23 protein-coding genes are annotated in these 26,018 nt (G+C 64.7%); 18 read left to right on the plus strand and 5 right to left on the minus strand.

Translation table 11 applies throughout. From position 1 onward, the window contains the following. Positions 1 to 4: 4 nt before the first annotated feature. Positions 5 to 1,489: a 2-methylcitrate dehydratase gene (gene prpD / locus G559_RS0116715; RefSeq protein ID WP_028629329.1), complete on the plus strand. Its 1,485-nt coding sequence runs from the start codon at positions 5 to 7 to the stop codon at positions 1,487 to 1,489. Positions 1,490 to 1,530: 41 nt separating this feature from the next. Here prpD and G559_RS0116720 read toward each other — a convergent pair whose 3' ends face one another. Beyond that, positions 1,531 to 1,953 carry a hypothetical protein gene (locus G559_RS0116720; protein ID WP_245586511.1) on the minus strand — a complete coding sequence of 141 codons (423 nt, stop codon included), beginning with the start codon at positions 1,951 to 1,953 and terminating at the stop codon, positions 1,531 to 1,533. Positions 1,954 to 2,056: 103 nt separating this feature from the next. Between G559_RS0116720 and G559_RS29045 the strand changes: the two genes are divergently transcribed. From G559_RS29045 to G559_RS0116760, 8 genes are all read left to right on the plus strand, one after another. Continuing rightward, complete coding sequence (locus tag G559_RS29045) at positions 2,057 to 3,151, plus strand: hypothetical protein (protein WP_245586512.1); 1,095 nt, start codon at positions 2,057 to 2,059, stop codon at positions 3,149 to 3,151. 159 nt (positions 3,152 to 3,310) lie between these two features. Further along, complete coding sequence (locus tag G559_RS0116730; protein WP_028629331.1) at positions 3,311 to 4,291, plus strand: quinone oxidoreductase family protein; 981 nt, start codon at positions 3,311 to 3,313, stop codon at positions 4,289 to 4,291. Between the two features lie 11 nt (positions 4,292 to 4,302). Then, positions 4,303 to 5,151 carry a TauD/TfdA dioxygenase family protein gene (locus tag G559_RS0116735; protein WP_028629332.1) on the plus strand — a complete coding sequence of 283 codons (849 nt, stop codon included), beginning with the start codon at positions 4,303 to 4,305 and terminating at the stop codon, positions 5,149 to 5,151. 69 nt (positions 5,152 to 5,220) lie between these two features. Next, the gene (locus tag G559_RS0116740; RefSeq protein WP_028629333.1) at positions 5,221 to 6,273 is read left to right on the plus strand and encodes a BKACE family enzyme; all 1,053 of its coding nucleotides are present in this window, start codon (positions 5,221 to 5,223) and stop codon (positions 6,271 to 6,273) included. 160 nt (positions 6,274 to 6,433) lie between these two features. Next, entirely contained in the window at positions 6,434 to 7,738 is a 1,305-nt protein-coding gene (locus tag G559_RS0116745; RefSeq protein ID WP_028629334.1) for an MFS transporter, read from the plus strand. Beyond that, positions 7,735 to 8,403, plus strand: coding sequence for a DsbA family oxidoreductase (locus G559_RS0116750; protein ID WP_028629335.1), 669 nt, complete (start codon positions 7,735 to 7,737; stop codon positions 8,401 to 8,403). Before G559_RS0116745 ends, G559_RS0116750 begins: the two co-directional genes overlap by 4 nt. Beyond that, entirely contained in the window at positions 8,400 to 8,750 is a 351-nt protein-coding gene (locus G559_RS0116755; protein WP_028629336.1) for a Rieske (2Fe-2S) protein, read from the plus strand. The genes G559_RS0116750 and G559_RS0116755 overlap by 4 nt, the downstream gene beginning before the upstream one ends. Next, positions 8,732 to 9,742 carry a YeiH family protein gene (locus tag G559_RS0116760; RefSeq protein ID WP_028629337.1) on the plus strand — a complete coding sequence of 337 codons (1,011 nt, stop codon included), beginning with the start codon at positions 8,732 to 8,734 and terminating at the stop codon, positions 9,740 to 9,742. The genes G559_RS0116755 and G559_RS0116760 overlap by 19 nt, the downstream gene beginning before the upstream one ends. 553 nt (positions 9,743 to 10,295) lie before the next feature. Here the strand turns inward: G559_RS0116760 and G559_RS0116765 are convergent. Beyond that, positions 10,296 to 11,300, minus strand: a complete 1,005-nt coding sequence (locus G559_RS0116765) for an AraC family transcriptional regulator (protein ID WP_028629338.1) — start codon at positions 11,298 to 11,300, stop codon at positions 10,296 to 10,298. A gap of 377 nt (positions 11,301 to 11,677) precedes the next feature. Here G559_RS0116765 and G559_RS0116770 point away from each other — a divergent pair, with 377 nt between their 5' ends. The 7 genes from G559_RS0116770 to G559_RS0116800 all read left to right on the plus strand — a co-directional run bounded on the left by G559_RS0116770 (position 11,678) and on the right by G559_RS0116800 (position 20,817). Next, positions 11,678 to 12,241: an RBBP9/YdeN family alpha/beta hydrolase gene (locus tag G559_RS0116770; RefSeq protein ID WP_051246711.1), complete on the plus strand. Its 564-nt coding sequence runs from the start codon at positions 11,678 to 11,680 to the stop codon at positions 12,239 to 12,241. A 133-nt stretch (positions 12,242 to 12,374) separates the two neighbouring features. Further along, complete coding sequence (locus G559_RS0116775) at positions 12,375 to 14,297, plus strand: DUF1302 domain-containing protein (protein ID WP_051246718.1); 1,923 nt, start codon at positions 12,375 to 12,377, stop codon at positions 14,295 to 14,297. Positions 14,298 to 14,337: 40 nt separating this feature from the next. Next, complete coding sequence (locus tag G559_RS0116780) at positions 14,338 to 15,696, plus strand: DUF1329 domain-containing protein (RefSeq protein ID WP_028629341.1); 1,359 nt, start codon at positions 14,338 to 14,340, stop codon at positions 15,694 to 15,696. Between the two features lie 66 nt (positions 15,697 to 15,762). Then, positions 15,763 to 16,815 (plus strand): WD40/YVTN/BNR-like repeat-containing protein, encoded by a 1,053-nt coding sequence (locus tag G559_RS0116785; protein ID WP_028629342.1) that lies wholly within the window; start codon positions 15,763 to 15,765, stop codon positions 16,813 to 16,815. A gap of 18 nt (positions 16,816 to 16,833) precedes the next feature. Continuing rightward, positions 16,834 to 19,383, plus strand: coding sequence for an efflux RND transporter permease subunit (locus G559_RS0116790; RefSeq protein WP_028629343.1), 2,550 nt, complete (start codon positions 16,834 to 16,836; stop codon positions 19,381 to 19,383). Between the two features lie 117 nt (positions 19,384 to 19,500). Next, positions 19,501 to 19,854 (plus strand): DUF3302 domain-containing protein, encoded by a 354-nt coding sequence (locus G559_RS0116795; protein WP_028629344.1) that lies wholly within the window; start codon positions 19,501 to 19,503, stop codon positions 19,852 to 19,854. A 3-nt stretch (positions 19,855 to 19,857) separates the two neighbouring features. After that, a complete protein-coding gene (locus G559_RS0116800) occupies positions 19,858 to 20,817 on the plus strand; it encodes an HlyD family secretion protein (protein WP_028629345.1) in 960 nt (319 codons plus the stop codon). Positions 20,818 to 20,822: 5 nt separating this feature from the next. On the opposite strand, the gene G559_RS0116805 is transcribed toward G559_RS0116800, so the two are convergent. Beyond that, the gene (locus tag G559_RS0116805) at positions 20,823 to 21,746 is read right to left on the minus strand and encodes a polysaccharide deacetylase family protein (RefSeq protein WP_028629346.1); all 924 of its coding nucleotides are present in this window, start codon (positions 21,744 to 21,746) and stop codon (positions 20,823 to 20,825) included. Then, a complete protein-coding gene (locus G559_RS0116810; RefSeq protein WP_028629347.1) occupies positions 21,746 to 22,612 on the minus strand; it encodes a GNAT family N-acetyltransferase in 867 nt (288 codons plus the stop codon). Before G559_RS0116810 ends, G559_RS0116805 begins: the two co-directional genes overlap by 1 nt. Positions 22,613 to 22,844: 232 nt before the next feature. Between G559_RS0116810 and G559_RS0116815 the strand changes: the two genes are divergently transcribed. Then, the gene (locus G559_RS0116815; RefSeq protein WP_028629348.1) at positions 22,845 to 23,384 is read left to right on the plus strand and encodes a cysteine hydrolase family protein; all 540 of its coding nucleotides are present in this window, start codon (positions 22,845 to 22,847) and stop codon (positions 23,382 to 23,384) included. 20 nt (positions 23,385 to 23,404) lie between these two features. Here G559_RS0116815 and G559_RS0116820 read toward each other — a convergent pair whose 3' ends face one another. Beyond that, a complete protein-coding gene (locus G559_RS0116820; RefSeq protein ID WP_051246721.1) occupies positions 23,405 to 25,165 on the minus strand; it encodes a SulP family inorganic anion transporter in 1,761 nt (586 codons plus the stop codon). Between the two features lie 240 nt (positions 25,166 to 25,405). On the opposite strand from G559_RS0116820, the gene G559_RS0116825 reads away from it, so the two are divergent. Further along, on the plus strand, positions 25,406 to 26,002 hold the full coding sequence (locus G559_RS0116825) for a paraquat-inducible protein A (protein ID WP_028629350.1): 597 nt from the start codon (positions 25,406 to 25,408) through the stop codon (positions 26,000 to 26,002). Positions 26,003 to 26,018: the final 16 nt, after the last annotated feature.

Here is a 26,018-nt window from a genome sequence, read left to right on the forward strand (position 1 = left end):
GGCCATGAGCAGCAACGTCGACCTGAACCAGCGACCGCCCTACGACCAGGTGATCCAGGACATCGCCGACTATGTACTGGATTACCGCGTGGAGTCGGCGGAGGCGCTGGATACCGCGCGCAACTGCCTGATGGATAGCCTTGGCTGTGCGCTGCTGGCCTTGCGCTTCCCCGAGTGCACCAAACTGCTCGGCCCGCTGGTGGAGGGCACCCAGGTGCCCCAGGGATCGCGGGTGCCGGGCACCTCTTATCGGTTGGACCCGGTGAAGGCCGCCTGGGACCTCGGCGCCATGATCCGCTGGCTGGACTTCAACGACACCTGGCTGGCGGCGGAGTGGGCGCATCCCTCGGACAACCTCGGCGGCATCCTCGCCGTTGCCGACCATCTGTCCCAGCGTCGTGTGGCGCGTGGCGAGCCGCCGCTGAGCATGCGCCTGGTGCTTGAAGCGATGGTCAAGGCCCATGAAATACAGGGCGTCATGGCCCTGGAGAATTCCTTCAATCGCGTCGGCCTGGACCATGTGGTGCTGGTCAAACTGGCCTCCACCGCAGTGTGCGCCTGGCTGATGGGAGCGACCCGTGAGCAACTGCTCTCGGCCATTTCCCACGCCCTGGTGGATGGCCAGGCCCTACGCACCTACCGCCATTCGCCGAACGCCGGCTCGCGCAAATCCTGGGCGGCGGGAGATGCCACCAGCCGGGGCGTGCGCCTGGCGGATATCGCCCTGCGCGGCGAGATGGGCGTTCCCGGTGTGCTGGGGGCGCCCCAATGGGGCTTTTACGACGTGTCCTTCAGCCACACCAACAAGGACCTGGCGACCAAACCCTCGGCACAGCACCGTTTCAGCCTGCCCCAGCCCTTCGGCAGCTATGTGATGGAAAACATCCTGTTCAAGGTGAGCTACCCGGCGGAGTTCCATGGGCAGACGGCCTGCGAGGCAGCGGTGCGCCTGCATCCGCTGGTACGCAACCGCGTCACCGAAATCGATCGTATCGTCATCAATACCCAGGAGTCGGCCATCCGCATCATCGCCAAGGAGGGTGCCCTGGCCAATGCCGCCGACCGCGATCACTGCCTGCAATACATGACAGCGGTCGCCCTGGCCTTCGGCGACCTGACCGCCGAGCACTATGAAGACGGATTCCATCAGGCCCACCCGATCATCGACCGCCTGCGCGAACGCATGGAGGTGATCGAGGACCCGCGCTACAGCCGCGAATATCTGGAACCCGACAAGCGCTCCATCGCCAATGCCGTGCAGGTGTTCTACAAGGATGGCCGCAGCACGGAGAAGGTAGAAGTTGAGTACCCCATCGGCCACCGCCGGCGGCGCAGCGAAGGGATGCCCTTGCTGGAAGAGAAGTTCAAAGCCAGCCTGGCGACCCGCTTCGCGCCCCAGCGTTGCGCCGGGGTCCTCGCCCAGTGCAAGGACCAGGCCGCGCTCGAGGCGATGCCGGTGGAGCAATTCGTGGAGTTGTTCGTGATCTGAGGCGGGAATGGGACCGGCGCGATTGGCCGGCCCCGGAGCGATCAGTCGTCGTAATGGTTCCGCCCGCGACAGACCTTTTCCTTGTCGAATACTTCGCGCGAGGCGCTGATGCGGACCCGGCAGGCGCCGTCGCGGTAGTCGCGGTGCCAGTCACCGCGTCGCCAGGTCTTGCCACGACCGTTCGGACAACGGATGACTTTCCTGAAATAACCGCGGTCGGTGATTTCCTTTACCCGGCAGGGGCCATCGCGATACTGCTCGACCCTGCCGTCGTCCCTGTCCCATCTGTGGTCGGCCTGGGCACTTTGCACAGTGCCGGCAAGGGCTGCGACCAGAACAAACACACCCACGAACGGGCCTGTTTTCATTTCATTACCTCGATTCCGATACGGCTGGAGTTGGCCAGTGCCCACGCGCTCATCGCGATGCTCGACCTGGCGACGCTTAAGACCGCGCGGCGGCATTTTTGCTCCGTGGTGCAGCGTGTCCGACAACGGGACGGGGGAGGGACGGGGTACCTATACTCAAAGAACCTGGGCCGAAAGGCACACGGGTGGGCGAATCCTCATGAGCGCTGCGCAAGTTTCCCTTGGAATCCGAGTGGAGCAGGTGCCCGGCAGGCTCCTCGGAACTCCGGGTACGCTGCTTTCGATGCTGATCGTCATCCTTGCGCTGACGGTCGGCGGGTGCGCGTCGAAACCCGAACCACCTCCCGTGCTGGTATCCCAGGCCACCTGGAACCGGGTGGACAGGGATATCGCCGCCGCTTCCCTGGCGGCCACCAGCCAGGCTCGCCGCTATGCCGAGCAATCCATGGAACGCTGGATGGACCTGGTCTACCGGCAAACCGATAGCGAATTCCTCCCCTGGTTCTCCAGTTTCTGGACCCGCAAGTGGCTGAGCATGAAGGTGGGCTGGTATCGCCTGAGTTCCGACGGCAAGCGCGAGGAAACGGTGAACCGGCTGGCCGCCTACCTGCAGGAGGAATATGACGAACAGGTGCTGGAACCGGTTTCCCGGGAGCTCGATCCGGACGACATCATGGAGCAGGCCACGCGAACCTACATCCAGCAGCTCGATGAGCGCCTGCAGGTTATTCCCCAGCGTTTCGGCGTGCCCGGCGATCAGTTCGCCCTGCATTTGCAGAAGATCCCAGCCATCGAGTTGCCGCCACCGGGCCATAGCGCATCCCTCTACCAGGTGCTGAAGGCTGACCCGCTGGAGGAACTGCCCGCTTATTCCTCGCTCATGGAGCGGATTCGCAATGCGCCGGGTGGCGCCGGGGCCTGGGCCACCGATGACGGCCTGTCGCGCATCACCCGGGACACCAGCCAGCAACTGGAATCGGAACTGGCGACCAGCGGTGCCGCCAGTTTCGCCACCAGCTTCATGGGGCGCGTGGCTGGCCCGGTGTTGTCCCTCGGCTTCACCGGCATCAGCGCGATGCTCAATGAAGAAGGGCGGACTGACCGTGAAGCGACCTTGCGCAAGAGCCTCAACCAAGCCTTCGACGAGGAGTGGCTGGAGCTGATGCGCAACCCGGAAGTAGGTGTTATGGCCGGGGTGATCCACCTGTCCGGGCAGGTGGAAAACAGCCTGACGCAGACCAGGACCCAGCCCATCCAGTTCCAGCCGCTGCCGCGAGTGATTCCTGCCGAATAATCCGCCGTGGGCCTCGCAGCTTCCTCGCCGGCCTGACAGGCCTGTCATGAAATGCGAAGCGCCTGACGCCCTATGAGAAGCAGCCAATAGGGGGGATGCCTAGAGTCCAATCCATGGGTCCGTGACCCGCCTACAAGAATTGAGATTGGAGAATAAGGCATGGCCAAAGCCGTTCGTTTCTATGAGACCGGGGGTCCGGAAGTACTTCGCTACGAAGAGGTCGAGGTCGCTGACCCGGGCCCCGGTGAAGTCCGTATCCGGCACGTTGCCGTAGGGTTGAACTACGCCGACACCTATTTCCGCAATGGCACCTATCCCATTCCGCTGCCCAACGGCATCGGCGTGGAAGCCGCCGGCGTGGTGGTGGCAGTGGGCGAGGGCGTGAGCAACGTCGCCCTGGGGGATCGCGTGACCTACACCGGCTTCCTCAACACCCTCGGGGCTTACAGCACCGAGCGTCTGGTGTCGGCGGCGCCGCTGATCAAGCTGCCCGAAACCATCGCCTTCGAGACGGCTGCCGCCATGACCATGCGCGGCCTCACGTCGGCCTACCTGATGCGTCGCATCCACGACTTCAAGGAAGGCGACAGCATCCTCCTGCACGCTGCCGCTGGCGGTGTGGGGCTGATCGTTTCGCAATGGGCCAAGCTGCTCGGCCTGACCGTGATCGGTACGGTGTCCACCGAAGCCAAGGCGGAAGTCGCCCGGGCCCACGGCTGCGACCACGTGATCAACTACAGCGACGAAGACATCGCCAAGCGCGTACGTGAGCTGACGGGCGGGCGCGGTGTCGATGTGGTCTTCGACAGCGTGGGCAAGAACACCTTCAACGCCTCCCTGGATTCGCTCAAGCGTCGCGGCCTTCTGGTGTGCGTCGGCACCGCCTCCGGCCCGATTCCGGCCTTCGACCCGGTGCTGCTGGCCATGAAGGGCTCACTGTTCATCACCCGGCCGGCGCTGGCCGACTACATCGCCGATCCGGCTGAGAAGGCCGATCTGGTGGGCGAGCTGTTCGACCACGTCGGCAACGGCCGCATCAACATCGACATCAACCAGCATTACGCGCTGGAAGATGCGGTCCAGGCCCATCGGGACCTGGAGTCGCGCAAGACCACCGGTTCGTCCATTTTCGTCATCTGAGGCCGCTGACCATGAAAGTCGAGCAACTCACCTGCGCCATCGGTGCCGAGATCAGCGGTGTGAACCTGGGTCATGCGTCCCGCGACGACGGCCTGTTCGCCGAGATCAAGGCGCTGCTGCTCCAGCACAAAGTGCTGTTCCTGCGCGACCAGGACATCAGCCGCGCCGAGCATGTGGCCTTCGCCCGTCGCTTCGGCGAGCTGGAGGACCACCCGGTGGCCGGTAGCGACCCGGAGCATCCCGGCCTGGTGCGCATCTACAAGACCCCCGACAAGCCCAACGACCGCTACGAGAACTCCTGGCACACCGACGCCACCTGGCGCGACGCACCGCCCATGGGCAGCGTGCTGCGCTGCGTGGAGTGCCCGCCAGTGGGCGGCGACACCATGTGGGCGAACATGGCGCTGGCCTACGAGAAGCTTCCTGAGGATGTGAAACAGCGCATCGAGGGCTTGCGCGCCCGCCACAGCATCGAGGCCAGTTTCGGTGCGGCCATGCCCGCTGAAAAGCGTCTGGCCCTCAAGACCATGTACCCGGATGCCGAACACCCGGTGGTGCGCACCCATCCTGAAACCGGCGAGAAGGTGCTGTTCGTCAACGCCTTCGCCACGCACTTCACCAACTTCCATACGCCGGAACATGTCCGCTACGGCCAGGACTTCAGCATGGGCGGCAGCGACCTGCTGCGCTACCTGGTCAGCCAGGCCTACATCCCGGAGTACCAGGTGCGCTGGCGCTGGAAGAAGAACAGCGTGGCCATCTGGGACAACCGCTCCACCCAGCATTACGCGGTGATGGATTACCCGCCCTGCGTTCGCAAGATGGAACGTGCCGGGATCATCGGCGACACGCCTTACTGACCACCGATCCGCCCGGCCGGACATCACCCGGCCGGGACTACTGAACAAGAACATACCGAGGACATTCCCATGCAATTCTTCGACGATTCCCTGCACCCGGAAAATATGGAAAAGGTGGTCATCACCGTGGCGCCCTATGGCCCCGAGTGGATGCCGGCGGATTTCCCGGAAGACATCCCGGTGACCATGGACGAACAGGTCCAGAAGGCCGTGGACTGCTATGAAGCGGGCGCCACCGTGCTGCACCTGCACGTACGCGAGCTGGATGGCACAGGCTCCAAGCGCCTGTCGAAGTTCAACGAGCTGATCGCCGGTGTGCGCGAAGCCGTGCCGGACATGATCATCCAGGTGGGCGGTTCCATCTCCTTCGCCCCCGAGGGTGAAGGCGAGGCGGCCAAGTGGCTGTCCGACGATACCCGCCACATGCTGGCCGAGCTGACGCCGAAGCCCGACCAGGTCACCGTGGCCATCAACACCACCCAGATGAATATCATGGAGCTGCTCTATCCGGAGTACCTGAAGGGCACCTCCCTGGAGAACCCGGTCTACCAGGCCGCCTACAGTGAGATGACCGTGCCGGCCGGCCCGGCCTGGGTCGAGGAGCACCTCAAGCGCCTGATGGCCAATGGCATCCAGCCGCACTTCCAGCTCACCGGCATGCATGCCCTGGAAACCCTTGAGCGCCTGGTGCGCAAGGGCGTCTACAAGGGCCCGCTGAACCTGACCTGGATCGGTATCGGCGGCGGCTTCGACGGCCCCAACCCGTTCAACTTCTTCAACTTCATCCATCGCGCCCCGAATGGCGGCACCCTCACCGCCGAATCGCTGCTGAAGAACGTGCTGCCGTTCAACACCATGGCCCTGGCCATGGGTCTGCACCCGCGCGTCGGCATCGAGGACACCATCATCGACCAGCACGGCAAGCGCTTCACCTCGGTGCAGCAGATCCAGCAGACCGTGCGCATCGCCCACGAGCTGGGTCGCGAAATCGCCAGCGGCAAGGAAGCGCGCGAGATCTACAAGATCGGCGTGGAGTACAAGGACGTGGAAGAAACCCTGCGCATGAACGGCATGGCACCGAACCGCCAGCCGGGCCAGAAGCACGTCCCGATGCGTGCCTGACCTGCGTAGACCAAGGGCCGGCCCACAAGGTCGGCCCAGGTGGAGCGGCGATCCGCCGTTCCGCCAGTTTGGTTCAGTAGGAAAAAGCGCCGCGCGAAGGCCGTTTTCCTACTGAACTCAGCGTGACAAGAACAACAATACGCACACTCAAGGTAATCCAATGGCTTTCCATGCTACTGCCACCGCCGAGTTCGACGATTCGGCCGTGAACGTCCCCCGTACCTACGCTTGGGTGGTGTTCGCCCTGACGTTTGGCCTGCTGATTTCCGACTACATGTCGCGGCAGGTACTCAATGCGGTCTTCCCGCTGCTCAAATCCGAGTGGACGCTGACTGACTCCCAGCTTGGTCTGCTCAGCGGCATCGTCGCCTTGATGGTCGGCCTGCTGACCTTCCCGCTGTCACTCCTGGCCGACCGTTTTGGACGGGTAAAGAGCCTCGTGCTGATGGCCATGCTCTGGAGCCTGGCGACCCTGGGCTGCGGCCTGGCGGAGAACTACGAGCACATGTTCATTGCCCGCTTCCTGGTGGGCGTGGGTGAGGCGGCCTATGGCAGCGTTGGCATCGCCGTGGTGCTGTCCGTCTTCCCCAGGCAATTGCGCGCCACCGTTACCGGTGCCTTCATGGCGGGTGGCATGTTTGGCTCGGTGCTGGGCATGGCGCTCGGCGGCATCCTCGCCGAGAAGCTGGGCTGGCGCTGGTCCTTTGCCGGCATGGCGTTCTTCGGCATGGCGCTGGCGGTGATCTATCCGCTGGTGGTCAAGCAGTCGCGCCTCGGCAATCCGCTGCCGGCAGCCAGCGCCACGGACGAGTTCCCGTGCCGTCGTCCGCTCAAGACACTGTTCGCCAGCCATTCGGTGATCTGCGCCTACGTCGGCAGCGGCCTGCAGCTCTTTGTGGGGGCGGCGGTGATGGTGTGGTTCCCCAGCTACCTGAACCGCTACTACCACATGGGTACCGACCAGGCCGGCGTGGTCTCGGCCATCATCGTGCTCACCGGCGGCGCCGGCATGATCGTCTGCGGCATCCTCAGCGACCGTCTGTGCCGCAACGCCCCGGACCGCAAGATCGCCCTGGCCATCGCTTACTGCCTGATCAGTTGCGTGCTGCTGTCCGTGGCCTTCCGCATGGCGCCCGGCTTGCCGCAACTGGTGATCATCGGCCTGGCCATGCTGGTGGCGACCGGCACATCCGGCCCGGCCGGCGCGATGGTTGCCAACCTCACGCACTATTCGATCCACGGTACGGCCTTCGCCACCCTGACCCTGGCCAACAACCTGTTGGGCCTGGCGCCGGGGCCGTATATCACCGGTGTACTGGCTGACAGTGTCGGCCTCGACCGCGCCTTCCAGTTCGTTCCGCTGATCAGCGTCGCTGCAGCCCTGGTGTTCTGGTACGGCAAGCGTCACTACCACCGGGACATTCAGAAGCTGGCACCGATGATGGCCAGCGAGGAGCGCCCATGAAACCGCTGTTAGTCGAGATGACCTTCGACTTTATCTGCCCCTGGTGCCTGATCGGCAAACGCAACCTTGAGCGGGCCCTGGGCACCCTGGCCAAGAGCCGGCCGGACGTTCCCGTCGAGCTCCGCTGGCGGGGTGTGCAGTTGCTGCCGGACCTGCCGGCGCAGGGCGTGCCCTTCATGGAGTTCTATGTGCAGCGGCTCGGTAGCGAGGCGGCGGTGCGGGCGCGCCAGGAGCAGGTGCAGGAAGCCGCGTACCACGCTGATGTGGACATGGACCTGCGCCGCATCACGACCATGCCCAACACCGCCAATGCCCACCGCCTGCTGGAGCTGGCGATGGGGCAGGGCAGTGCCCGGCAGGTCGACGCGTTGCTGGAGCGCCTGTTCGCCAGTTACTTCGAGGCGGGCGAGGACCTCAGCCAGGGCGAGCTGTTGCTGCGCCTGGCCAGCCAGTGCGGCTACGACCCGCGGCGTCTGGAAAGCGCGCTGTATGACGATGGCCGTCCCTACGTCGGCCGCGAGGCTGTCCCGGCGAACCAGGCGGTGCCCTCATTCCTGATCGACCAGCGCCCATCCCTGGCCGGTGCCCAGCCGCCGTGGCTGATGTTGGCCCAGCTGCAGCGCGCCCTGGAACTGCGTCAGACGACGGAGGCCTGCCCGGCATGAACCAGCGGGTGGAAGTCCCAGCGGAAAAGGTACCGCCGGCCGGTGGACGCAGCCTGTTTCGCCATGATGGGAAGTCCCTGGTGCTGTTCAACCTGGGCGGCGAGCTTTATGCCATCGACGAAGGCTGTCCGCACAAAGGCGCCTCGTTGTTCTCGGGCCGGCTGGACGGGCGCCTGCTGCATTGTCCGGCCCACGGCCTGCGCTTCGACCTGGTCACGGGCTGCGTCCCCGGTGTGAGCGGTTTTGGTGTCGCCACCTATGCGGTGGAGCAGCAGCAAGGCCGTTGTTTTATCGATTTGTCGCGGCCCCGGCCGCAGGAAACTCTCGCATGTCTGCAACTGCAATAGCCGCGCTGGGATCGCGTACCCGGGTCTTGATGCCCGGTGTGATCGTCAGCGCCATGGTCGCCGCGGCGGCCACCTTCCTTTCCGAGCACTACGGTGCTCCGGTGATGCTCTTCGCCCTGTTGCTGGGTCTCTCGGTGAACTTCCTGGCGACTGAAGGCGCGTGCAAAGCCGGTATCGAATTCACCGCCCGCGAAGTACTGCGGGTGGGGGTGGCGCTGCTGGGTATCCGCATCACCCTGGAACAGATCGCGTCCCTCGGCTGGCAGCCGGTCGCCATGGTGGTGGCACTGGTGGTGGTTACCATCCTCGTGTCAGTCGCGGCGGCGCGTCTGCTTGGCTTCAACAGCCTGTTCGGCCTGCTCACCGGTGGCGCCACTGCCATCTGCGGCGCGTCGGCGGCCCTGGCCTTGGCCGCGGCTTTGCCCAGCCATCCGCAGAAAGAGCGCGCCACGCTGTTCACCGTGATCGGTGTGTCGGCACTGTCCACCCTGGCGATGATCCTCTACCCGATGATTGCTGAGGCCCTTGGCCTGTCGCCGCTGCACGCCGGGCTGTTCATCGGCGGCACCATCCATGATGTCGCCCAGGTGGTGGGCGCTGGCTACAGCATGTCCCACGAAACCGGCGACAGCGCCACGGTGGTCAAGCTGATGCGGGTCGCCATGCTGCTGCCGGTGATTCTCTGCGCCGCCATGATCACCCGACTCCGTGGCGCCGAACCCGGCAGCAAGCGGCCGCCGCTGTTGCCCTGGTTCGCCGTGGGTTTCGTGGTGCTGGCCGCCACCAACAGCACGGGCGTCATTCCGCCGGCGGTGCAGGAGGCCGGCAACGAACTGTCGCGCTGGTGCCTGGTCATCGCCATCAGCGCATTGGGGATGAAGACCCAGCTCAAGGAACTGGCCGCGGTGGGTATCAAGCCGATCCTGCTGATGGTGGGTGAAACCGCATTCCTCGCCGCCCTGGTCCTGGCCATGCTGCACTGGGGTTTCTAACGCGTTACTCCTGCTCCCGTGAGGGGGTCATCGACGCCTGCCACAGCGGGCTTTCACCGCGCCGAAGCTTTGTGGGACGGGCTTCGTAGCGCGGTTTTTTTTTGCGTTTTTTGTGGGCCCGAATACAGAGGCGAAACGGGCCGAAAGGCCGTTGGTAGGATGGCTAGAGCGCAGCGAAACCCATCGCCGGATTGATGGGTTTCGTACCTCTACCCATCCTACGTCGCTGTCCTTCGCCACCCGACGCTGGCGGCGGCGCCACGCCGCCGGCGAGCTGCCGAACTGGGTAGTGAACCCGTTCGTAGGATGGGTAGAGCGCAGCGAAACCCATCGCCGGATTGATGGGTTTCGTACCTCTACCCATCCTACGCCGCTGTACTTCGCCACCCGACGCTGGCGGCGGCGCCAACCCGCCGGCGAGCTGCCGAACTGGGTAGTGAACCCGTTGGTAGGATGGGTAGAGCGCAGCGAAACCCATCGCCGGATTGATGGGTTTCGTACCTCTACCCAGCCTACGGCGCTGTCCTTCGCCACCCGACGCTGGCGGCGGTCCTCACTCTTCTGCCTTCACCTGGTGCTCCCGCCGCCATGCCGCCGGCGAGCTGCCAAACTGGGTGGTGAACCAGCGGGTGAAGGAGCTGGGCACCGAGTAGCCCAGCAGGTCGGCGATACGGCCGAGGGAGTAGCGCGGGTTTTCCATGTAGCGCAGGACCAGGTCGCGCCGCACTTCGTTGATCAGGTCGGAGAAGGTCACTTGGCTGTCTTCGAGCCGGCGCTGCAGGGTTCGCACGTTCAACCCCATGGACTGGGCGATCTGTTCGATGGTGGCGCGCCCCATCGGCAGGAGCAGGTAGATGGCCTTGCGCACGTCGTTCAGGGTGGATTGCTTGGCGGCGCCGGGCAGGGTCTCTACGAGGCGGAGGGCGTGCCGGGCCATGGCCGGGTCGGCCAGGGGGTTGGCTTTGTCCAGGTCCGAGGCCTGGCAAACGATGCCGTTGAACTCGCTGCCGAACTCCACCTTGCAGCCGAAGACGCGCCGATGCAGTTGCAGGTCCGGCGGTGCGTCGTGGCTGAAGTTCACCGAAAGCGGGCGCCAGCCCGAACCGAGCAGGGCGCTGCACATGCGGAACAGGACGCCGATCGCCAGCTCCATGCCCTGGCGAATGGGCACCGGCGGGTCCGTGATGATTTCCTCGCGCAGGACCACGGTCTTGCCGACTTCGTCCACGAACAGCGCCAGGGATTCGTTGAGCAGGTGGCGGTACTGCACGATGGTTTCCAGGGCATCGCGCAGGGTTGGCTGGTGCGACAGCAGCAGACTGATGACGCCGAAATCGGATAACTGGCGGGATTCGGCCATGCGCAGGCCGAAGGTGGGACAGCCACTGGTGCGGGCGGAGTCTTCCAGCAGTGTGGCCGCGGCGGACGTGGGAATACGTTGCTCAGGGTTTTCCACCAACGCCTGGCTGAGGCCGACCTGGCGCAGCATCTGCTGCGGGTTCAGGCCGAGGTGCTGGGCCACTTCGATGTAGTTGGTCAGGGCCGCTGCGCGAACCATTGGGGTCATGTCGATCGCCACGCTGCTGTTGTGCCGGTGAGGCGCTGGTGCTCCAGGCTCCGGTCGTTATTGTCGTTGAAAGCGAAGTGAGTGCGTCGCATTGGATGGTCTTCGAATTTGTCTTTGATGACAACGCCGGTTCTTTTCTTCGTTCATGGCTGATGCAAGTAAAGCCAAACCCTGGAAATTGGCGCGCGCCACGGACGGCGGGCACAGCCGCTGGGAAGGAAGCGGGGCGGGGTGGAATGACCCTGTCATGAAATGCGAAGCGCCTGACGTTCTATGAAAAGCGGTCACCCCCCTGCGTCTCTACTGTTTGCATCACGAAGTTCCTTCCGCCGCGATGGCGATCCCATCGAACGCAAAAGGGTAGTGCCGTGATCGACAACAACAACGCAACCATCCTCATCGTCCCGGGCCTTCGGGAGCATGTGCCGGAGCACTGGCAAACCCTGCTGGCCGAGCAACTGCCCAAGGTGCGCAGCGTACCGCCACTGGAGCAGGACAAGCTGAGCCTGCCGGCCCGAGTAGAGGCCATCCAGCGCGAGCTGGAGCAGATCGACGGACCGGTAATCCTGGTGGCCCACAGCGCCGGTGTGCTCATGGTGGCGCACTGGGCGGCCCGTTACAGCCGACCGATCAAGGGGGCGCTGCTGGCGACCCCGCCGGACCTGGATGCCACCTGGCCGGAGAACTACCCGAGCTCCGAATCCCTGCAGGCCAACGGTTGGACGCCACTGCCGCGACAGCCACTGCCGTTCCCCAGCCTGGTCTGCGCCAGTGACGACGATCACCTGGCCAGCCTGGACGCGGTTCGCAGCCTGGCCAATGACTGGGACAGCGGTCTGGTCGAGCTGGGCAAGGTCGGACACCTCAACCCGGCATCGGGTTACGGCGAATGGCCGTTTGCCCATGAGCTGATCCAGCTGCTGGACCGCTGAAGCACAACCAGATCGATTTCGGCCGGGGAGACCGGCGAATACAGCGCGCGGCGATGCAACCGACTGCGCGTCAACGAAGCAAGGAGCACGGAAAGGTTGCGGTAGCGAATACAACAAGAAGCGGAGCCAACGCATGAAGTACAAGAACAATCACAACCTCAACTTGCGCAAGTGCCTGCTCGCCTCGGCCATTGCCGCCGGGATGGGCGCACCGGCCATGGTGCAGGCCTTCGAAGTCGACACCGGTAACCCGGACTGGTCGATACGCTTCGACAACACCGTGAAGTACAACTACGGCGTGCGCACCGAGAGCGCGGACAAGCGCATGCTGGCTACGCCGAACAACAACGACGGCGACTTCAACTTCCGTCGCTCCGGCACCAACATCACCAACCGTGTCGACCTGTTGACCGAGCTGGACGTGATCCACCAGGGCAACAAGGGCTTCCGCGTCAGTGCCGCCAGCTGGTACGACAAGGCCTACGACAACACCGGGTCCAACTCCAACCCCTTCGTCAACGGCAACGACGCGTTTTCCAGCATCGTCGGCCAGCCGAGCACCAGCAACCCGGCGTTCGGCAGCCCGCACCTTTCCAACTACGCCCAGCGTTACTACAGCGGCCCGTCCGGCGAGATCCTCGACGCCTTCGTGTTCTACAGCACCGAAGTGGGCGACGAGTCGATGTTCAGCATCAAGGCCGGCCAGCACAACGTCTACTGGGGCGAGACCATCCTCAACCCGGTGCATGGCATCAGCTACGGCCAGTCCGGCCTGGACCTGGCCAAGCTCTCCGCGGCGCCGGGCACCGAGGCCAAGGAGCTGTTCGTACCGCGTAACCAGGTGTCCACTTCCTTCACCATCAACCCGGAACTGACCGTGGCCGCCCAGTATTTCCTCGACTGGGATGCCGCTCGCCTCCCCGAGGCCGGCACCTACTACGGCAGCTCCGACCTGGTAGGGTTCGGCGCCCAGTCGTTCCTGCTCGGTCACACCGGCGGTCCGGGCCTGGCGGGGGCGAACGGCAACCTGACCACCATTCGCCGCGGCCACGACATCACGCCGGACAAGCACGGTGACTGGGGCCTGATGCTCAAGTGGTCGCCGGAGTGGCTGGACGGCACACTCGGCGCCTACTACCGCAACACCTCGGAAATCCTCCCGCAAGCCGTGCTCGATGGCACCGGGCTGACAGCGCGCGGTGCGGGCGGCCCCATCGCCAACGTGCAGAACTCCATCCGCACCACCAACTACAAGTTCGCCTATGGCGACGACATCGACATCTTCGGTCTGAGTCTGTCCAAGGACATCGCCGGCATCAGTGTGTCCAGTGACCTGAACATCCGTCACAACATGCCGCTGGCGAGCATCCCGGCCATCGTCAGTGCGTCCGGCCCTGGCGGCCTGGCCGCCGGCCTCGGCCTGCTGCCGGCGCGTGTTCCGGGCACCGGCGTCGTCACCGACCTGCCGAGCAGTGGCGACAGCATGAGCGCCACCGGCGACACCCTGCACTGGACGGTCAACGGCCTGATGGCCATCGGCGATACCCCGCTGTTCGACGCGGCGACCCTGCTGGGCGAGCTCTACTACAGCAACCTGCTGAAGCTCGATAGCCAGAACGAAGCGCTCTACAAGGGCGAGGACAGCTACCGCGGCATCGACAAGCCGACCCGCGACAACTGGGGCCTGGCGGTGAACTTCACGCCCACCTGGTACCAGGTGTTCCCGGGCGTCGACCTCTCCGCGCCGATGTCCGTCAACGTCGGCCTGGATGGCGTGTCCCCGGTCCAGGGTGGCGGCGCCGAAGACACCGGGACCTACTCGGTCGGTGTCGGCGCGGCGATCTACAACCAGTACTTCGTTGACCTGAAGTACGTGGACTCTTTCGGCGATGCCGAGAAATGCACCAACGGAGCCACAGACGGCTCGACACCTAACGCATTGGATGCCACGCAGCGCTACACCTGCTACGCCGGGGGCTATTCCTCCTTCTCCGGCGGCGGGGCTACCACGGAAGACCGTGGCGCGGTGTACCTGACCTTAAAGACCACCTTCTGACAATCCGCATTGCTCGCAACCCGAGCAGGAGAACAACGAGATGAAATTCGTGAAAACTCTGATGGCGGCTTCCCTTGCGGTGGCCTTCGCAGGTTACGTACAAGCTGCCGTGTCGCCTGAAGAAGCTGCCAAACTGGGCACCAGCCTGACCCTCGTGGGGGCCGAAAAGGCCGCCAACGCCGACGGTTCGATTCCCGCCTATGAGGGCGGCCTGACCACTGCGCCGGCCGGCTTCAAGCCCGGTGACAGCATGCGTCCGGACCCCTTCGCCAGCGAGCAGCCCGTGCTGGTGATCGATGGCAAGAACGTCGATCAGTACAAAGACGTGCTCAGTGCCACGACCGTGGAGTTGGCCAAGCGTTATCCGAGCTTCCGTGTGGATGTCTTCCCGACCCACCGCACCGTGGCCATGCCCAAGCCTGTACTGGACAACGCAGTGAAGAACGCCACGGGCGCCAAGACCGCCAATGGCGGCCTGGCTCTGGATAACGTGCTGCCGGGCGTACCTTTCCCGATCCCGCAGTCGGGCGCCGAAGCCATGTGGAATCACTTGCTGCGCTACCAGGGCGTGACCATCAACTCCAAGTACGACTCCTGGAACGTCGACTCCGCGGGCGTGGCCACCCTGGCTACCACCGGGCAGGCGTTCATCAACTACCCGATCTACGAAGACCTGTCCAAGCCGATCGCCAACACCGACGTGTACTACCAGATGAAGCTGTACTACTCGGGCCCGGCGCGCCGTGCCGGTGAAGCGATCATGCTCAAGGACGCCGCCAACGCCGTCGAGCAGCCGCGTCGCGCCTGGCAGTACCTGCCCGGTCAGCGCCGCGTGAAGCTGGCGCCGAGCCTGGCCTATGACACGCCGAACCCGGGTACTGCCGGTGCCGGCACCTATGACGACGTATTCGTCTTCAACGGTGCGCTGGACCGCTACGACTGGAAGCTGGTGGGCAAGCAGGAAATGATCGTGCCCTACAACACCTACGAGCTGACCTACGCCCAGGACCCGAAATCCCTGACCACCCCCAGCCACCTGGCGCCAGATCATGTGCGTTGGGAGAAGCACCGCGTGTGGGTCGTGGAAGGCACGCTCAAGGATGGCGCCCGTCACATCTACGCCAAGCGCCGCTTCTACCTGGATGAGGACAGCTGGGTGGCCCTGGCGTCCGACCAGTACGACGCCCGCGGGCAGATCTACCGTGGCTCCTTCGCCTTCCTCAGCCAGAGCTATGACAAGCAAGTGCCGGATACCACCCCGTTCGTGATCTACGACCTGGTGGGTAACTCCTACAACATCAACGGCATCGTCGGCCCGTACGGCGGCATTCGTTACATCGACCCGCTGACCAAGGCTCAGTGGGCAGCCGAGTCCCTGGCCGGCGCCGGCATTCGCTGAGCCAGGTTGGTTGCCGCTCCCTTTGTGTGGGGGAGCGGCAACATGTTTTTTCTAGAGGACGTCCCGATGTTTTCTTTCAAGTTCGTCGCCCTGGGCCTGGCCCTGGCGGCTGGCAGCTGTGGCGCCGCGCCGCTGGTGGATGTGCTCGACCTTCCTGCGCAGCGCAGCGAGCTGGCAGTACGCAGCCCCCTGCTCGATCTGGCGCAGGCGGGTACGCGGCTGGTAGCCGTGGGGCAGCGTGGCCATATCCTGTACTCCGACGACCAGGGCAAAAGCTGGACCCAGGCCAGCGTCCCGGTCAGTTCCGATCTCAATGCCGTCCAGTTCCCCACGGCCAGCGAAGGCTGGGCAGTGGGGCACGACGGCGTCGTCCTACACAGCCGCGACAGTGGCGCCAGCTGGCAGAAGCAGCTCGATGGCCGCCAACTGGGCCGCCTGATGCAGGACTACTACAGCGCCCGTTCCGATGCCGGGCATTGGGTGGAAGAGGGCAAGCGGATCGAGGCGGAAGGCGCCGACAAGCCCTTTCTCGACCTCTGGTTCAGCGACGAGCGCAATGGTTTCGTCGTCGGTGCCTTCAACCTGATCTTCCGCACCCGCGACGGCGGCCAGAGCTGGGAGCCTTGGGCGGACCGCACCGACAATCCGTCTGCCTACCACCTCAACGCGATTGCGGGTGACGGTGAGCACATTTTCATTGGCGGCGAGCAAGGGCTGCTGTTGCGCCTGGACGACGGTGAGGAGCGCTTCCAGGCGCTGGCATCACCCTACCAGGGCAGCTTCTTCGGCATTGCCGTCCAGCCGGGCCTGGTGCTGGCCTACGGCCTGCGCGGCCACGCTTATCGCAGCCATGACAACGGCGCCAGCTGGAGTCCGGTGAAGACCGGGCTGAACAGCAGCATCACTGCGTCGGCCCGTGATGCCGGCGGCAGCATCTATCTGTTCGGACAGACCGGTCAGGTGCTGGCCAGCCGTGACGACGGGAGCAGTTTCCAGCCCCTGGACATCGGCCAGCCGGTGCCCGTCTACGGTGCCCTGGCATCAGCCGATAGCGGCCTGCTGCTGGTGGGCGCGCGCGGATTCAGCCAACGGCCCCTGGCCTCTGGCAAACAAGAATAAGAGCGAGGCGAACCCATCATGGGTGGCATGAAACAAGACGCAATGCCGGTGATCCGGGACATCAAGGACTTCGACACACGAAGTGGCAACCTGCTGGAGCGCATGGTGTTCAACCATCGCGTTCCGTTCGTGGTCGGCATCCTGCTGGTCACGCTGCTGCTGGGCTACATGGCCCTCACGCGCCTCGAACTGCGGCCCAGCTTCGAGAAAATGATTCCCCAGGGACACCCCTACATCCAGAACTTCCTGGACAACCGCAAGGCCTTGCGGGGTCTGGGCAACAGCGTGCGCGTGGTGGTGGAAAACACCCAGGGCGACATCTTCGACCCGGCCTATCTCGACGCACTCAAGCAAGTACACGATGAACTCTTCCTGACCGAGGGCGTGGACCGCGCCTGGATGAAGTCACTCTGGGCACCCGGCGTACGCTGGACCGAAGTGACCGAAGAGGGCTTCCAGGGCGGACCGGTGATGCCCGATGGCTATGACGGTTCCCCCGCCAGCATCGAACAGTTGCGGCAGAACATCGCCCGCGCCGGCATCGTCGGCAGCCTGGTCGCCAATGACTTCAAATCCACCATGCTGGTGGTGCCACTGCTGGACCAGGCCACCGCCGGCGGCAAGGGCGTGGACTACCACCAGTTCTCGCGCACCCTGGAAGAAAAGTTCCGCCTGCGCTTCGAATACGCCGGCGATACCCAGGCGCAAGCCTCGGGCGAGGAAGGACAGGGCGCGATCAAGATCCGGGTGATCGGCTTCGCCAAGCTGGTGGGCGACCTGATCGATGGTCTGCTGCGGGTCATGGCCTTCTTCGGCCTGGCCGTTGGCACTGCCTTCTTCATCATCCTGGCCTACACCCGCTGCCTGCGCAGCAGCCTGCTGGTGATCGTCTGCTCGCTGCTGGCCGTGGTCTGGCAACTGGGTATCGTCGCCTGGCTGGGTTATGCCCTGGACCCGTACTCGATCCTGGTGCCCTTCCTGATTTTCGCCATCGGCGTGTCCCACGCGGCCCAGAAGATGAACGGCATCATGCAGGACATCGCCCTGGGCACCCATCGCCTGGTGGCCGCGCGCTATACCTTCCGCCGCCTGTTCCTCGCCGGGGTGACAGCTTTGCTGGCCGATGCGGTGGGCTTCGCCGTGCTGATGCTGATCGACATCCCGGTGATCCAGGATCTGGCTATCACCGCCAGTATCGGCGTGGCGGTGCTGATCCTCACCACACTGCTGATGATGCCCGTGGCGCTGTCCTACGTCGGTGTGGGCAAGAAAGCCGCCGAGCGCGCCCTGCGCATCGATACCAATGCCGCCGCGCATAAGGGCTTCGGCCATGTCTGGGACTTCCTTGACCGCTTCACCGAAAAGCGTTGGGCCCTGACCACGGTCGGCGTGGCTGCTGTCCTGGGCGTAGCGGGCTTCATGGTCAGCTTGAACCTGCAGATCGGCGACCTGGATGCCGGTGCGCCCGAACTGCGGCCGGATTCACGCTACAACCGCGACAACGCTTACATCACCAGCCACTACGCGCTGTCCAGCGACCTGTTCGCGGTGATGGTGAAAACGCCTGCCGAGGGCTGCCTGAACTACCAGACCCTGATCCAGGCCGACCGCCTGGCCTGGGCGCTGCAGCAGCACCCGAACGTGCAGGCCACCTCGTCCCTGGCTAACGCGGTGCGCCAGATCACTGCCGGTACCTACGAGGGCAACCCGAAGTTCCTCAGCCTGCAGCGCAACCAGGATGTGCTGAACTACGCCGCCCAGCAGGCGTCGGTGAACACGCCTGAGCTGTTCAACACCGATTGCTCGCTGATGCCGGTAATCGCCTTCCTCAAGGACCACAAGGCGCAGACCCTGGATGAAGTGGTCGCCATCGCCGAGCGCTTTGCCGCCGAGAACAGCAGCGAGGATCGCCAGTTCCTGCTGGCGGCCGGCAGCGCAGGTATAGAAGCTGCCACCAACATCGTGGTGCGCGACGCCAACCGCACCATGCTGCTCTACGTCTACCTGGCGGTCACGCTGTTCTGCCTGGTTACCTTCCGCAGTTGGCGCGCGACCCTGGTGGCGTTGCTGCCGCTGGTGCTTACCTCGGTGCTCTGTGAGGCGTTGATGGTGGTGATGGGCATCGGGGTGAAGGTTGCCACGCTGCCGGTCATCGCCCTCGGCGTCGGTATCGGCGTGGACTACGCGTTGTACCTGCTCAGCGTGCAGTTGCAGTACCAGCGCCAGGGCATGCCACTGTCGGCTGCCTACAAGCAGGCGGTGTCCTTCACGGGTCGGGTGGTGGCGTTGGTCGGTATCACCCTGGCTGCCGGCGTGGTCTGCTGGGCCTGGTCGCCCATCAAGTTCCAGGCCGACATGGGCATCCTGCTCACCTTCATGTTCCTCTGGAACATGATCGGCGCGCTGATCCTGATCCCGGCGCTGTCGTACTTCCTCCTCCGTGAGCGCGGCGAGGCGGAGCAGCCGGTCAGTCCGGCCGGCGTGCCCAAGGCGACGCCTGCCGCCGAAGCGGTGGAGATCACCCGCATGGAGTCTTCACCACGGCAGCCAGCAAGCGAGAGAAGTTGAACTAATCTGGAACACGGGGGATCGCCACCGGCCGCATTGCGGCCGGTGGCGATGCCGTTTCCGGATTTGTCGATGCGACTGCTCCCGTTGTGATGGTCGCACTCAGGAAAGGACATCATGCTCGACTACTTCGCTCTGGGCGTTCTTATCTTCGTGGGGATCGTGCTGTTCTACGGAATCATCGTTCTCCACGACATTCCCTACGAGATCGCGGTGCACCGCAACCATCCACACCAGGACGCCATCCACGCCGCTGGCTGGGTCAGCCTGTTCACCCTGCACGCCCTTTGGCCCTTCCTGTGGATCTGGGCCATGTTGTACCGCGAGGACCGGGGATGGGGGTTCAGCGCTGGCGTGCCCGGCTCTGGCACGGAAACGGAGCTCGCGCGCCAATTGGCGGAGCTGCGCCAGCGCATCGAACAACTCGAAGGACGCGAACCGGCCCCGCAGGGCGAGCAGAAGGAGCTCTGAGCCATGGACCTGTTGCTGGTACTCACCTACGCCTCGATCTGCATCGCCATCTTCAAGATCTTCAAGATCCCGCTGAACAAGTGGACCGTACCCACCGCTGTGCTGGGCGGCATCGTGCTGATCGGCGCGCTGATCTTCCTGATGAACTACAACCACCCCTATTCGGAGGTGGCGCGTACCTATTTCGTCTCGGTACCCATCGTGCCGGAGGTGTCCGGCCAGGTGATCGAGGTGCCGGTTACGACCAACCAGCCACTGGAGAAGGGTGATGTGTTGTTCCGTATCGACCCGACGCCCTTCGAGAACAAGCTGAAGTCGATCAAGGCCCAACTGGTATCGGCCCGTGCCGATCAGTCCCGCGCCCGTGAGCTGGCCGCACGCAATGTCGGCAATCGCCGCGATGTGGACCTCACCACCGCGCGGGTGGACGACCTGCAGGCGCAGCTGAACATTGCCCAGTTCGATCTCGACAACACGGTGATACGGGCGCCGAGCAAGGGGTTCGTCACCCATGTGTCCCTGCGCCCGGGCGTGCGTGCAGTGAAGCTGCCGTTGCGCCCGTCCATGGTCTTCATCCCTGACGAAGGCTTCTACTTCATCGCCTGGATGCGCCAGAACAGCCAGCTGCGCCTGAGCGTTGGCGACGAGGCGGAAGTCGCCTTCGACGGCATCCCTGGCAAGGTGTTTTCGGGCAAGGTGAAGCAGGTGATCGGGGTGATTGGCGAAGGCCAGGTGCAACCGTCCGGCACCCTGATCAGTTTTACGGGCTCACCCCCTCCGGGGCGGGTGCCGGTGTTCATCGAAATCACCGATCCGGCCTACGCCCAGTACGCCGCGCAGATGCCAGGCGGGGCCTATGGCCAGGCGGCGCTGTACAGCCAGCATTTCCACCATGTGGCGATCATGCGCAAGATTCTCCTGCGCATGGCGGCCTGGATGAACTACATCTTCCCGTTCCACTGACGGCGCTAAGGCGGGCTGCCCCCGGGGCGGCCCGCCTCGTATGGATGCTCGGCCATCCAGTGCCGGGCGATGTCTTCCCGCCGACACACCCAGACCCCGTCATGTCCCCGCACATGGTCAAGAAAGCGCGCCAGGGCCATGGCACGGGCCGGGTGGCCGCTGATCCGGCCGTGCAGGCCGATGCTCATCAGCGTTGGCTGCCGCGCGCCTTCCTGCCAGAGCCAGTCGAAGGCGTCCTTCAGGAGCTGGAAGAAGTCCTGTCCCGAGGCGAAACCGTGGGGCATCAGGTAGCGGGCGTCGTTGTTGACCAGGGTGTAAGGGATCACCAGGTGAGGCGGCGAGCCGGGCAGCCAATAGGGCAGGTCGTCGTTGTAGGCGTCCGAGCTGTAGAGAAAGCCACCTTCCTCGCGCAGCAACCGGCGGGTATTGGCGCTGACCCGGCCGGTGTACCAGCCCAGCGGACGGCGGCCGCAGATGCGCTCGATGAGTTCGATGGTCAGCTGGATGTGGCGCCGCTCCTCTTCTTCGGCAATCTCGCGGTAGTCCAGCCAGCGGTAGCCGTGTCCGGCTACCTCGTGGCCACCGGCGCGCAAGGCGTGGCCGATTTGCGGGACCAGCTCCAGGGCGCGGCCGACGGCGAAGGCGGTCAACGGCAGTCCACGCTCGTTGAACAGGTCGAGAATGCGCCAGACGCCGGCGCGGGAGCCGTATTCGTAGAGGCCTTCCACACTCAGGTCACGCTCGCCGGCGCGCGCGGGCCGGCCCGGCAGTTCGTGCAGGTAGGCTTCCGACTGGGCGTCGCCATTGAGTACGCAGGATTCGGCGCCTTCCTCGACGTTCAGCACGAACTGCACCGCCAGCCGTGCACCCCCGGGCCAGCGGGGGTGGGGCGGCTTGCCGCCATAGCCGAGCAGGTCGCGCTCGACCATCAGCCGAGCTCGAAGGTGGTGACGCCGAAGACCCGGTCCTGGGCCACCACGGGTGCTGGGCCGAGGTACATCCGCGCGCAGCCGAAGACTTCGCTCATGCCGTGGCGCTGCACCAGTGCCATGGCCGCGGGATTGTTCTCCGGAGCATCGAGGAACAGCGGCCCGCCCGCAGCAAAGCCTGCCAACGGTGCGTAAAGCGCTTCAGCCGCGCTGGCGTCATCAGCGAACAAGGGGCCGATCTTGCAGCCATCCTGACAGCGCCTGACGACCGCGAAACCGGCGAGACGGCCATTGCGCCGACAGCCAAGTGCCAGCGCGTCGGGCTGGGTGATCCAGCCCTGGAGGAAAACGCGGCGCGGTGCCGGGAAGCAGGTGCGGTCATAAGCGAGCACTTCGTTCAGGGCGAAGTCGGCGAGGGGGACCACCTCTTCATCAGGCGTCCGCTGCGGTGGCTCGGTGATCTCTGTCTGGAAACGCAGATTGCGGTGGGAGAAGACGAAGCCGCCCTTGGCGTAGTAGTCCTGCATGGCGAACACACCGTCCATCCCGATGGCGGCGCCCGGATGCAGCCGGGCCAGGAGGCGGTCACGGCGGGCATGCCAGAGGCGGTCGCCGAGGCCATGTCCGCGAAACTCCGGACGGATGATGAAAAAGCCCATGAAGCCGAACTCGCCGCCGTAGGACGTGATGGCGCCGCCGCCGATCAGTTCGCCGTCCTGCTCAGCCGCTATATAGGCTTCGGGATCGGTCGCCCAGAATAGCTGGGCATCGTGCAGGCCAGGGTTCCAGCCCTCGCGCGCGGCCCAGCCGACCAGCTCGTCCAGCTCGGGGCGGAGCATGTTGCGGATCACCAGCGGGATGGACATCGGGCGCTACTCCTCGGCGTGAAGCGAACGCTTTCGGTATAGCGCCAACCGGGGAGGGCGGCCAGACCGCCCGGCGGGCGTCGGGCGTCGCGCAACAGGTCGTGGGCATCGAACAGCTGCCAGGTGATCTGCGGATGCAGCTCAAGACCCCATTGAAATCCTTCCCGCAGCTAACTGGCGTCGATTTGTCTGCCGCTCTAAGCTCCATTTTTCTTCCCAGGGACGACTCTCCATGAACACCGCTCTACTGATCATCGACGTCCAGCGCGCCATCAGCGTCGGTGAATACGCCGCCTTCGAGATCGATCGCGTGATCGACACCATCAACCTCCTCAGCGCCAAGGCACGAGCCGCGGGCGTCCCGGTGGTGGTGATCCAGCACGAAGAGCCCGGCGACTATTTCCAGTTCGGCAGCGAGGGCTGGCAACTGGCGGAGGACCTGGGCGTTGCGGACAGCGACATTCGCATCCGCAAGACCACCCCCGACTCCTTCCACAAGACCGAGTTGCAGGAAACGCTCCAGCAGCGTGACATCCAGCGCCTGATCATCTGTGGCCTGCAGACCGACTACTGCGTGGACACCACCGTACGCCGGGCCCTGGCCCTGGGCTACCAGGTGGTATTACCGGCGGATGCCCACTCCACCCTGGACAACGCTGCCATCAGCGCGCCGCAGATCATCGCCCATCACAACGCGGTGCTCGGCAGCATGTCGAGTTTCGGCGTGCAGGCGCTGGTGGTGCCCGCCGAGGCGGTGTGTATCGAGGGCTGACGATCTCGCCCCGGGCACGGCTAGGGCGTCCAGTCCACCCCGTGCTCTTCAAGGTAGTCGTCCACGGCGGCGCCCACCGTCGGCTGGAAGATGTCGCTGCCGATCCGTGACAGCACTTCCAGCCGCCGGAGCTTGTCTTTCACCGGGTCCTTCATTTCTGCGAACCGCAGTTCTACGCCTGACGCCCGCAGCGCCTGCTCCAGCTCGATGAGGATGTCGGCTGAGGTGACATCCACGCTGGTGACCGGCTCCGCCGCCACCACGACTCTGCGCACTGGCGTCGGACTGTTCGCAACGGCTTCCAGCACACAGTTGTGGAACAGTTCGGCGTTGGCGAAGAACAGCGGTGCGTCCCAGCGGAACAGCACCAGGCCGGGGACGAGGCGGGCATGGGGGTAACGGGAAACATCGTGATAGCCGCGGATGCCGTCGACGCGGCCGAGCACGGCGAAGTGCGGGCGCCAGCCGTCCCACAGGAACTCGATCACCGCGATGACCACCGCAAGGCCGATGCCGGGTACCGCTCCCAGTACGGCGACGCCAACGAAACAGGTGACAGATAGCCAGAATTCCCATCGCTGGATGCGGTAGATGCGGCGCAGGTCCTTGAATTCGAACAGGCCAATGGCGGCAGCAATCACCACGGCTGCGAGTGCACTGTTGGGCAGGTGCTGCAGCAGATTGGGGGCCAGCAACAGCAGCAAGGCCACCCCCAGGGCGCCGAAGACTCCGGTCAGCTGGGACTGCGCACCGGCCGCCTCGGCGACTGGAGTGCGCGAAGAACTGCTGCTGATGGGGATGCCCTGGAAAAAGCCCGTCGCCAGGTTAGCTACACCCAGGCCAAGCATTTCCTGGTTCGGATCTACCCGTGTGCGCGTCCTGGCCGCATAGGTGCGTGACAGCACGCTGGTATCGGCGAAGGAAACCAGGGCCACGGCGAATCCACCGACGAGCACAGTGCCCAGGTCGCCTGCGCCGATGAGGGGTAGGCTAAAGCTCGGCAATCCCTCAGGCAGTGATCCCACCACCTTGACGGCATGGGTCGCGTCCAGGCCGAACAGGCCCACCACCAGCGTGGCGGCCACTACCGCGATGAGAAGGCCCGGCACGCGCGGATATCGTTTGAGCAGGAGAATGATGGCCAGGGTGCCGGCGCCCACGGCAAAGGCGTGCCAGTTGGCCTTGCCATCGAACAGGGCCTGGAACAGGTTCAGGGTATCGCGCAGGGGACCGGCGCTTTCGAAAGAGATGCCGAACAGCTTCGGCGTCTGGCTGATCAGCACCGTCAGGGCGATGCCGTTCATGTAGCCGTAGCGAATGGGCTTGGACAGCAGCTCGGTTATGAAACCCAGCCGCAACAGGCCGGCGCCGATGCAGACCAGCCCGGACACCAGGGCCATGGCGCTGGCGAGGGTTATCGCGCGCAGCGGATCGCCACCGGAAGCCGGCAGCACAACGGCCAGGATGATGGCGACCAGTGCCGAATCCGGGCCGAGCACCATGATACGGCTGGGGCCGAACAGCGCGTAGGCGAGCAGCGGAACGATGGTGGCATACAGGCCATAGATGCCCGGAACGCCCGAGGCTTCCGCATAGGCGATCCCGACGGGTACCAGCATGGCCGTCAGCACGAGGCCGGCGAGCAGGTCTTTTGGCAACCAACCCGCCTGGTAATGGCGCAGTGTCTGCAAGCCCGGCAGCCAGCGTTGCCATCCAGACGGATCCGGCGCTCGTGGTGTCTGCCCCGAGTCGGCAGGCTTGATTGAGGGTGGTTCGTTCATGGGCGGTACCTGCGCCGGACCGGCAAGGATCAGGTGACTGGTGCGTGTGGAGTGAAGCTTAGTCGGGGCCCACGCAGGGCGCGGGCAACTTGCCGGCATCGAAAGCTGTTTGCGGCAGATTCAGCCTTGCTTTTCGCATTCATTGGCTAGGCTTTGTGCTAAGTGGTCTGCTCTAGGCGGGCTCTGATGGGGACAACCGCCGTGCGGGGTGTCTCCATGTCTGCGTCGGGGGGCGCCCAAATGGCAAATAGCAACGGACTGATCATTTGCGAGTACTGCGATGCGGTGTACCGGAAGGCCGCATTGAGCAAGCACCAACGCGCCTTGTGCGTGCGTTGCGGCGGGTTGATTCAGCGGCACGGGGGGCTTTCGGTGCAGCAGCGCCTGGCGTTGAGTATCACGGCGGCGATCCTGCTGGTGTTCGCCAACGTCTACCCGGTCATGAGCATCAGCCTGCAGGGGCTCAGCAATTCGGCGACGCTCTGGGACTCAGTGCTGATCCTCAGTAACGGCCCCATCACCTTCATCGCGCTGGTCGCCGCGCTGGCGATCATCTTCGCCCCGGTGCTGCAGGTCGGCCTGTTGATCTGGGTGTTCGGCTTCGCCGTCGCGGCCCAGCGTGCGCCGGGGTTTTCCGTCTGCATGCGCAGCCTGGAGGCACTGCGACCCTGGAGCATGCTGGAGGTCTGCCTGCTGGGCGCCATGGTGGCGGTCATCAAGCTGGCCGGGATGCTGGATGTGATTCCGGGAATCGGCCTGGTCTCGCTCGCCGCACTGAGTGTGTTGATCATCTACATCGCTGGCCGCGACGTTCGCGACCTCTGGGAGTGCCTGTGAACCCGCCGCTGGCAAG

The sequence above is a fragment of the Metapseudomonas resinovorans DSM 21078 genome (assembly GCF_000423545.1).
In the GTDB taxonomy this organism is placed as follows: domain Bacteria; phylum Pseudomonadota; class Gammaproteobacteria; order Pseudomonadales; family Pseudomonadaceae; genus Metapseudomonas; species Metapseudomonas resinovorans.

What these genes read in the sequence shown, in the direction of transcription:
- G559_RS29045 (WP_245586512.1), top strand. Translation starts at nt 2,057, where the DNA reads ATGAGCGCTGCGCAAGTTTCCCTTGGAATCCGAGTGGAGCAGGTGCCC.
- G559_RS0116735 (WP_028629332.1), top strand. Translation starts at nt 4,303, where the DNA reads ATGAAAGTCGAGCAACTCACCTGCGCCATCGGTGCCGAGATCAGCGGT.
- G559_RS0116740 (WP_028629333.1), top strand. Translation starts at nt 5,221, where the DNA reads ATGCAATTCTTCGACGATTCCCTGCACCCGGAAAATATGGAAAAGGTG.
- G559_RS0116820 (WP_051246721.1), bottom strand. Translation starts at nt 25,165, where the DNA reads ATGAACGAACCACCCTCAATCAAGCCTGCCGACTCGGGGCAGACACCA.
- G559_RS0116785 (WP_028629342.1), top strand. Translation starts at nt 15,763, where the DNA reads ATGTTTTCTTTCAAGTTCGTCGCCCTGGGCCTGGCCCTGGCGGCTGGC.
- G559_RS0116760 (WP_028629337.1), top strand. Translation starts at nt 8,732, where the DNA reads ATGTCTGCAACTGCAATAGCCGCGCTGGGATCGCGTACCCGGGTCTTG.
- G559_RS0116815 (WP_028629348.1), top strand. Translation starts at nt 22,845, where the DNA reads ATGAACACCGCTCTACTGATCATCGACGTCCAGCGCGCCATCAGCGTC.
- G559_RS0116750 (WP_028629335.1), top strand. Translation starts at nt 7,735, where the DNA reads ATGAAACCGCTGTTAGTCGAGATGACCTTCGACTTTATCTGCCCCTGG.
- G559_RS0116780 (WP_028629341.1), top strand. Translation starts at nt 14,338, where the DNA reads ATGAAATTCGTGAAAACTCTGATGGCGGCTTCCCTTGCGGTGGCCTTC.
- G559_RS0116810 (WP_028629347.1), bottom strand. Translation starts at nt 22,612, where the DNA reads ATGTCCATCCCGCTGGTGATCCGCAACATGCTCCGCCCCGAGCTGGAC.
- G559_RS0116825 (WP_028629350.1), top strand. Translation starts at nt 25,406, where the DNA reads ATGGCAAATAGCAACGGACTGATCATTTGCGAGTACTGCGATGCGGTG.
- prpD (WP_028629329.1), top strand. Translation starts at nt 5, where the DNA reads ATGAGCAGCAACGTCGACCTGAACCAGCGACCGCCCTACGACCAGGTG.
- G559_RS0116775 (WP_051246718.1), top strand. Translation starts at nt 12,375, where the DNA reads ATGAAGTACAAGAACAATCACAACCTCAACTTGCGCAAGTGCCTGCTC.
- G559_RS0116720 (WP_245586511.1), bottom strand. Translation starts at nt 1,953, where the DNA reads ATGCCGCCGCGCGGTCTTAAGCGTCGCCAGGTCGAGCATCGCGATGAG.
- G559_RS0116800 (WP_028629345.1), top strand. Translation starts at nt 19,858, where the DNA reads ATGGACCTGTTGCTGGTACTCACCTACGCCTCGATCTGCATCGCCATC.
- G559_RS0116745 (WP_028629334.1), top strand. Translation starts at nt 6,434, where the DNA reads ATGGCTTTCCATGCTACTGCCACCGCCGAGTTCGACGATTCGGCCGTG.
- G559_RS0116790 (WP_028629343.1), top strand. Translation starts at nt 16,834, where the DNA reads ATGGGTGGCATGAAACAAGACGCAATGCCGGTGATCCGGGACATCAAG.
- G559_RS0116765 (WP_028629338.1), bottom strand. Translation starts at nt 11,300, where the DNA reads ATGGTTCGCGCAGCGGCCCTGACCAACTACATCGAAGTGGCCCAGCAC.
- G559_RS0116795 (WP_028629344.1), top strand. Translation starts at nt 19,501, where the DNA reads ATGCTCGACTACTTCGCTCTGGGCGTTCTTATCTTCGTGGGGATCGTG.
- G559_RS0116755 (WP_028629336.1), top strand. Translation starts at nt 8,400, where the DNA reads ATGAACCAGCGGGTGGAAGTCCCAGCGGAAAAGGTACCGCCGGCCGGT.
- G559_RS0116730 (WP_028629331.1), top strand. Translation starts at nt 3,311, where the DNA reads ATGGCCAAAGCCGTTCGTTTCTATGAGACCGGGGGTCCGGAAGTACTT.
- G559_RS0116805 (WP_028629346.1), bottom strand. Translation starts at nt 21,746, where the DNA reads ATGGTCGAGCGCGACCTGCTCGGCTATGGCGGCAAGCCGCCCCACCCC.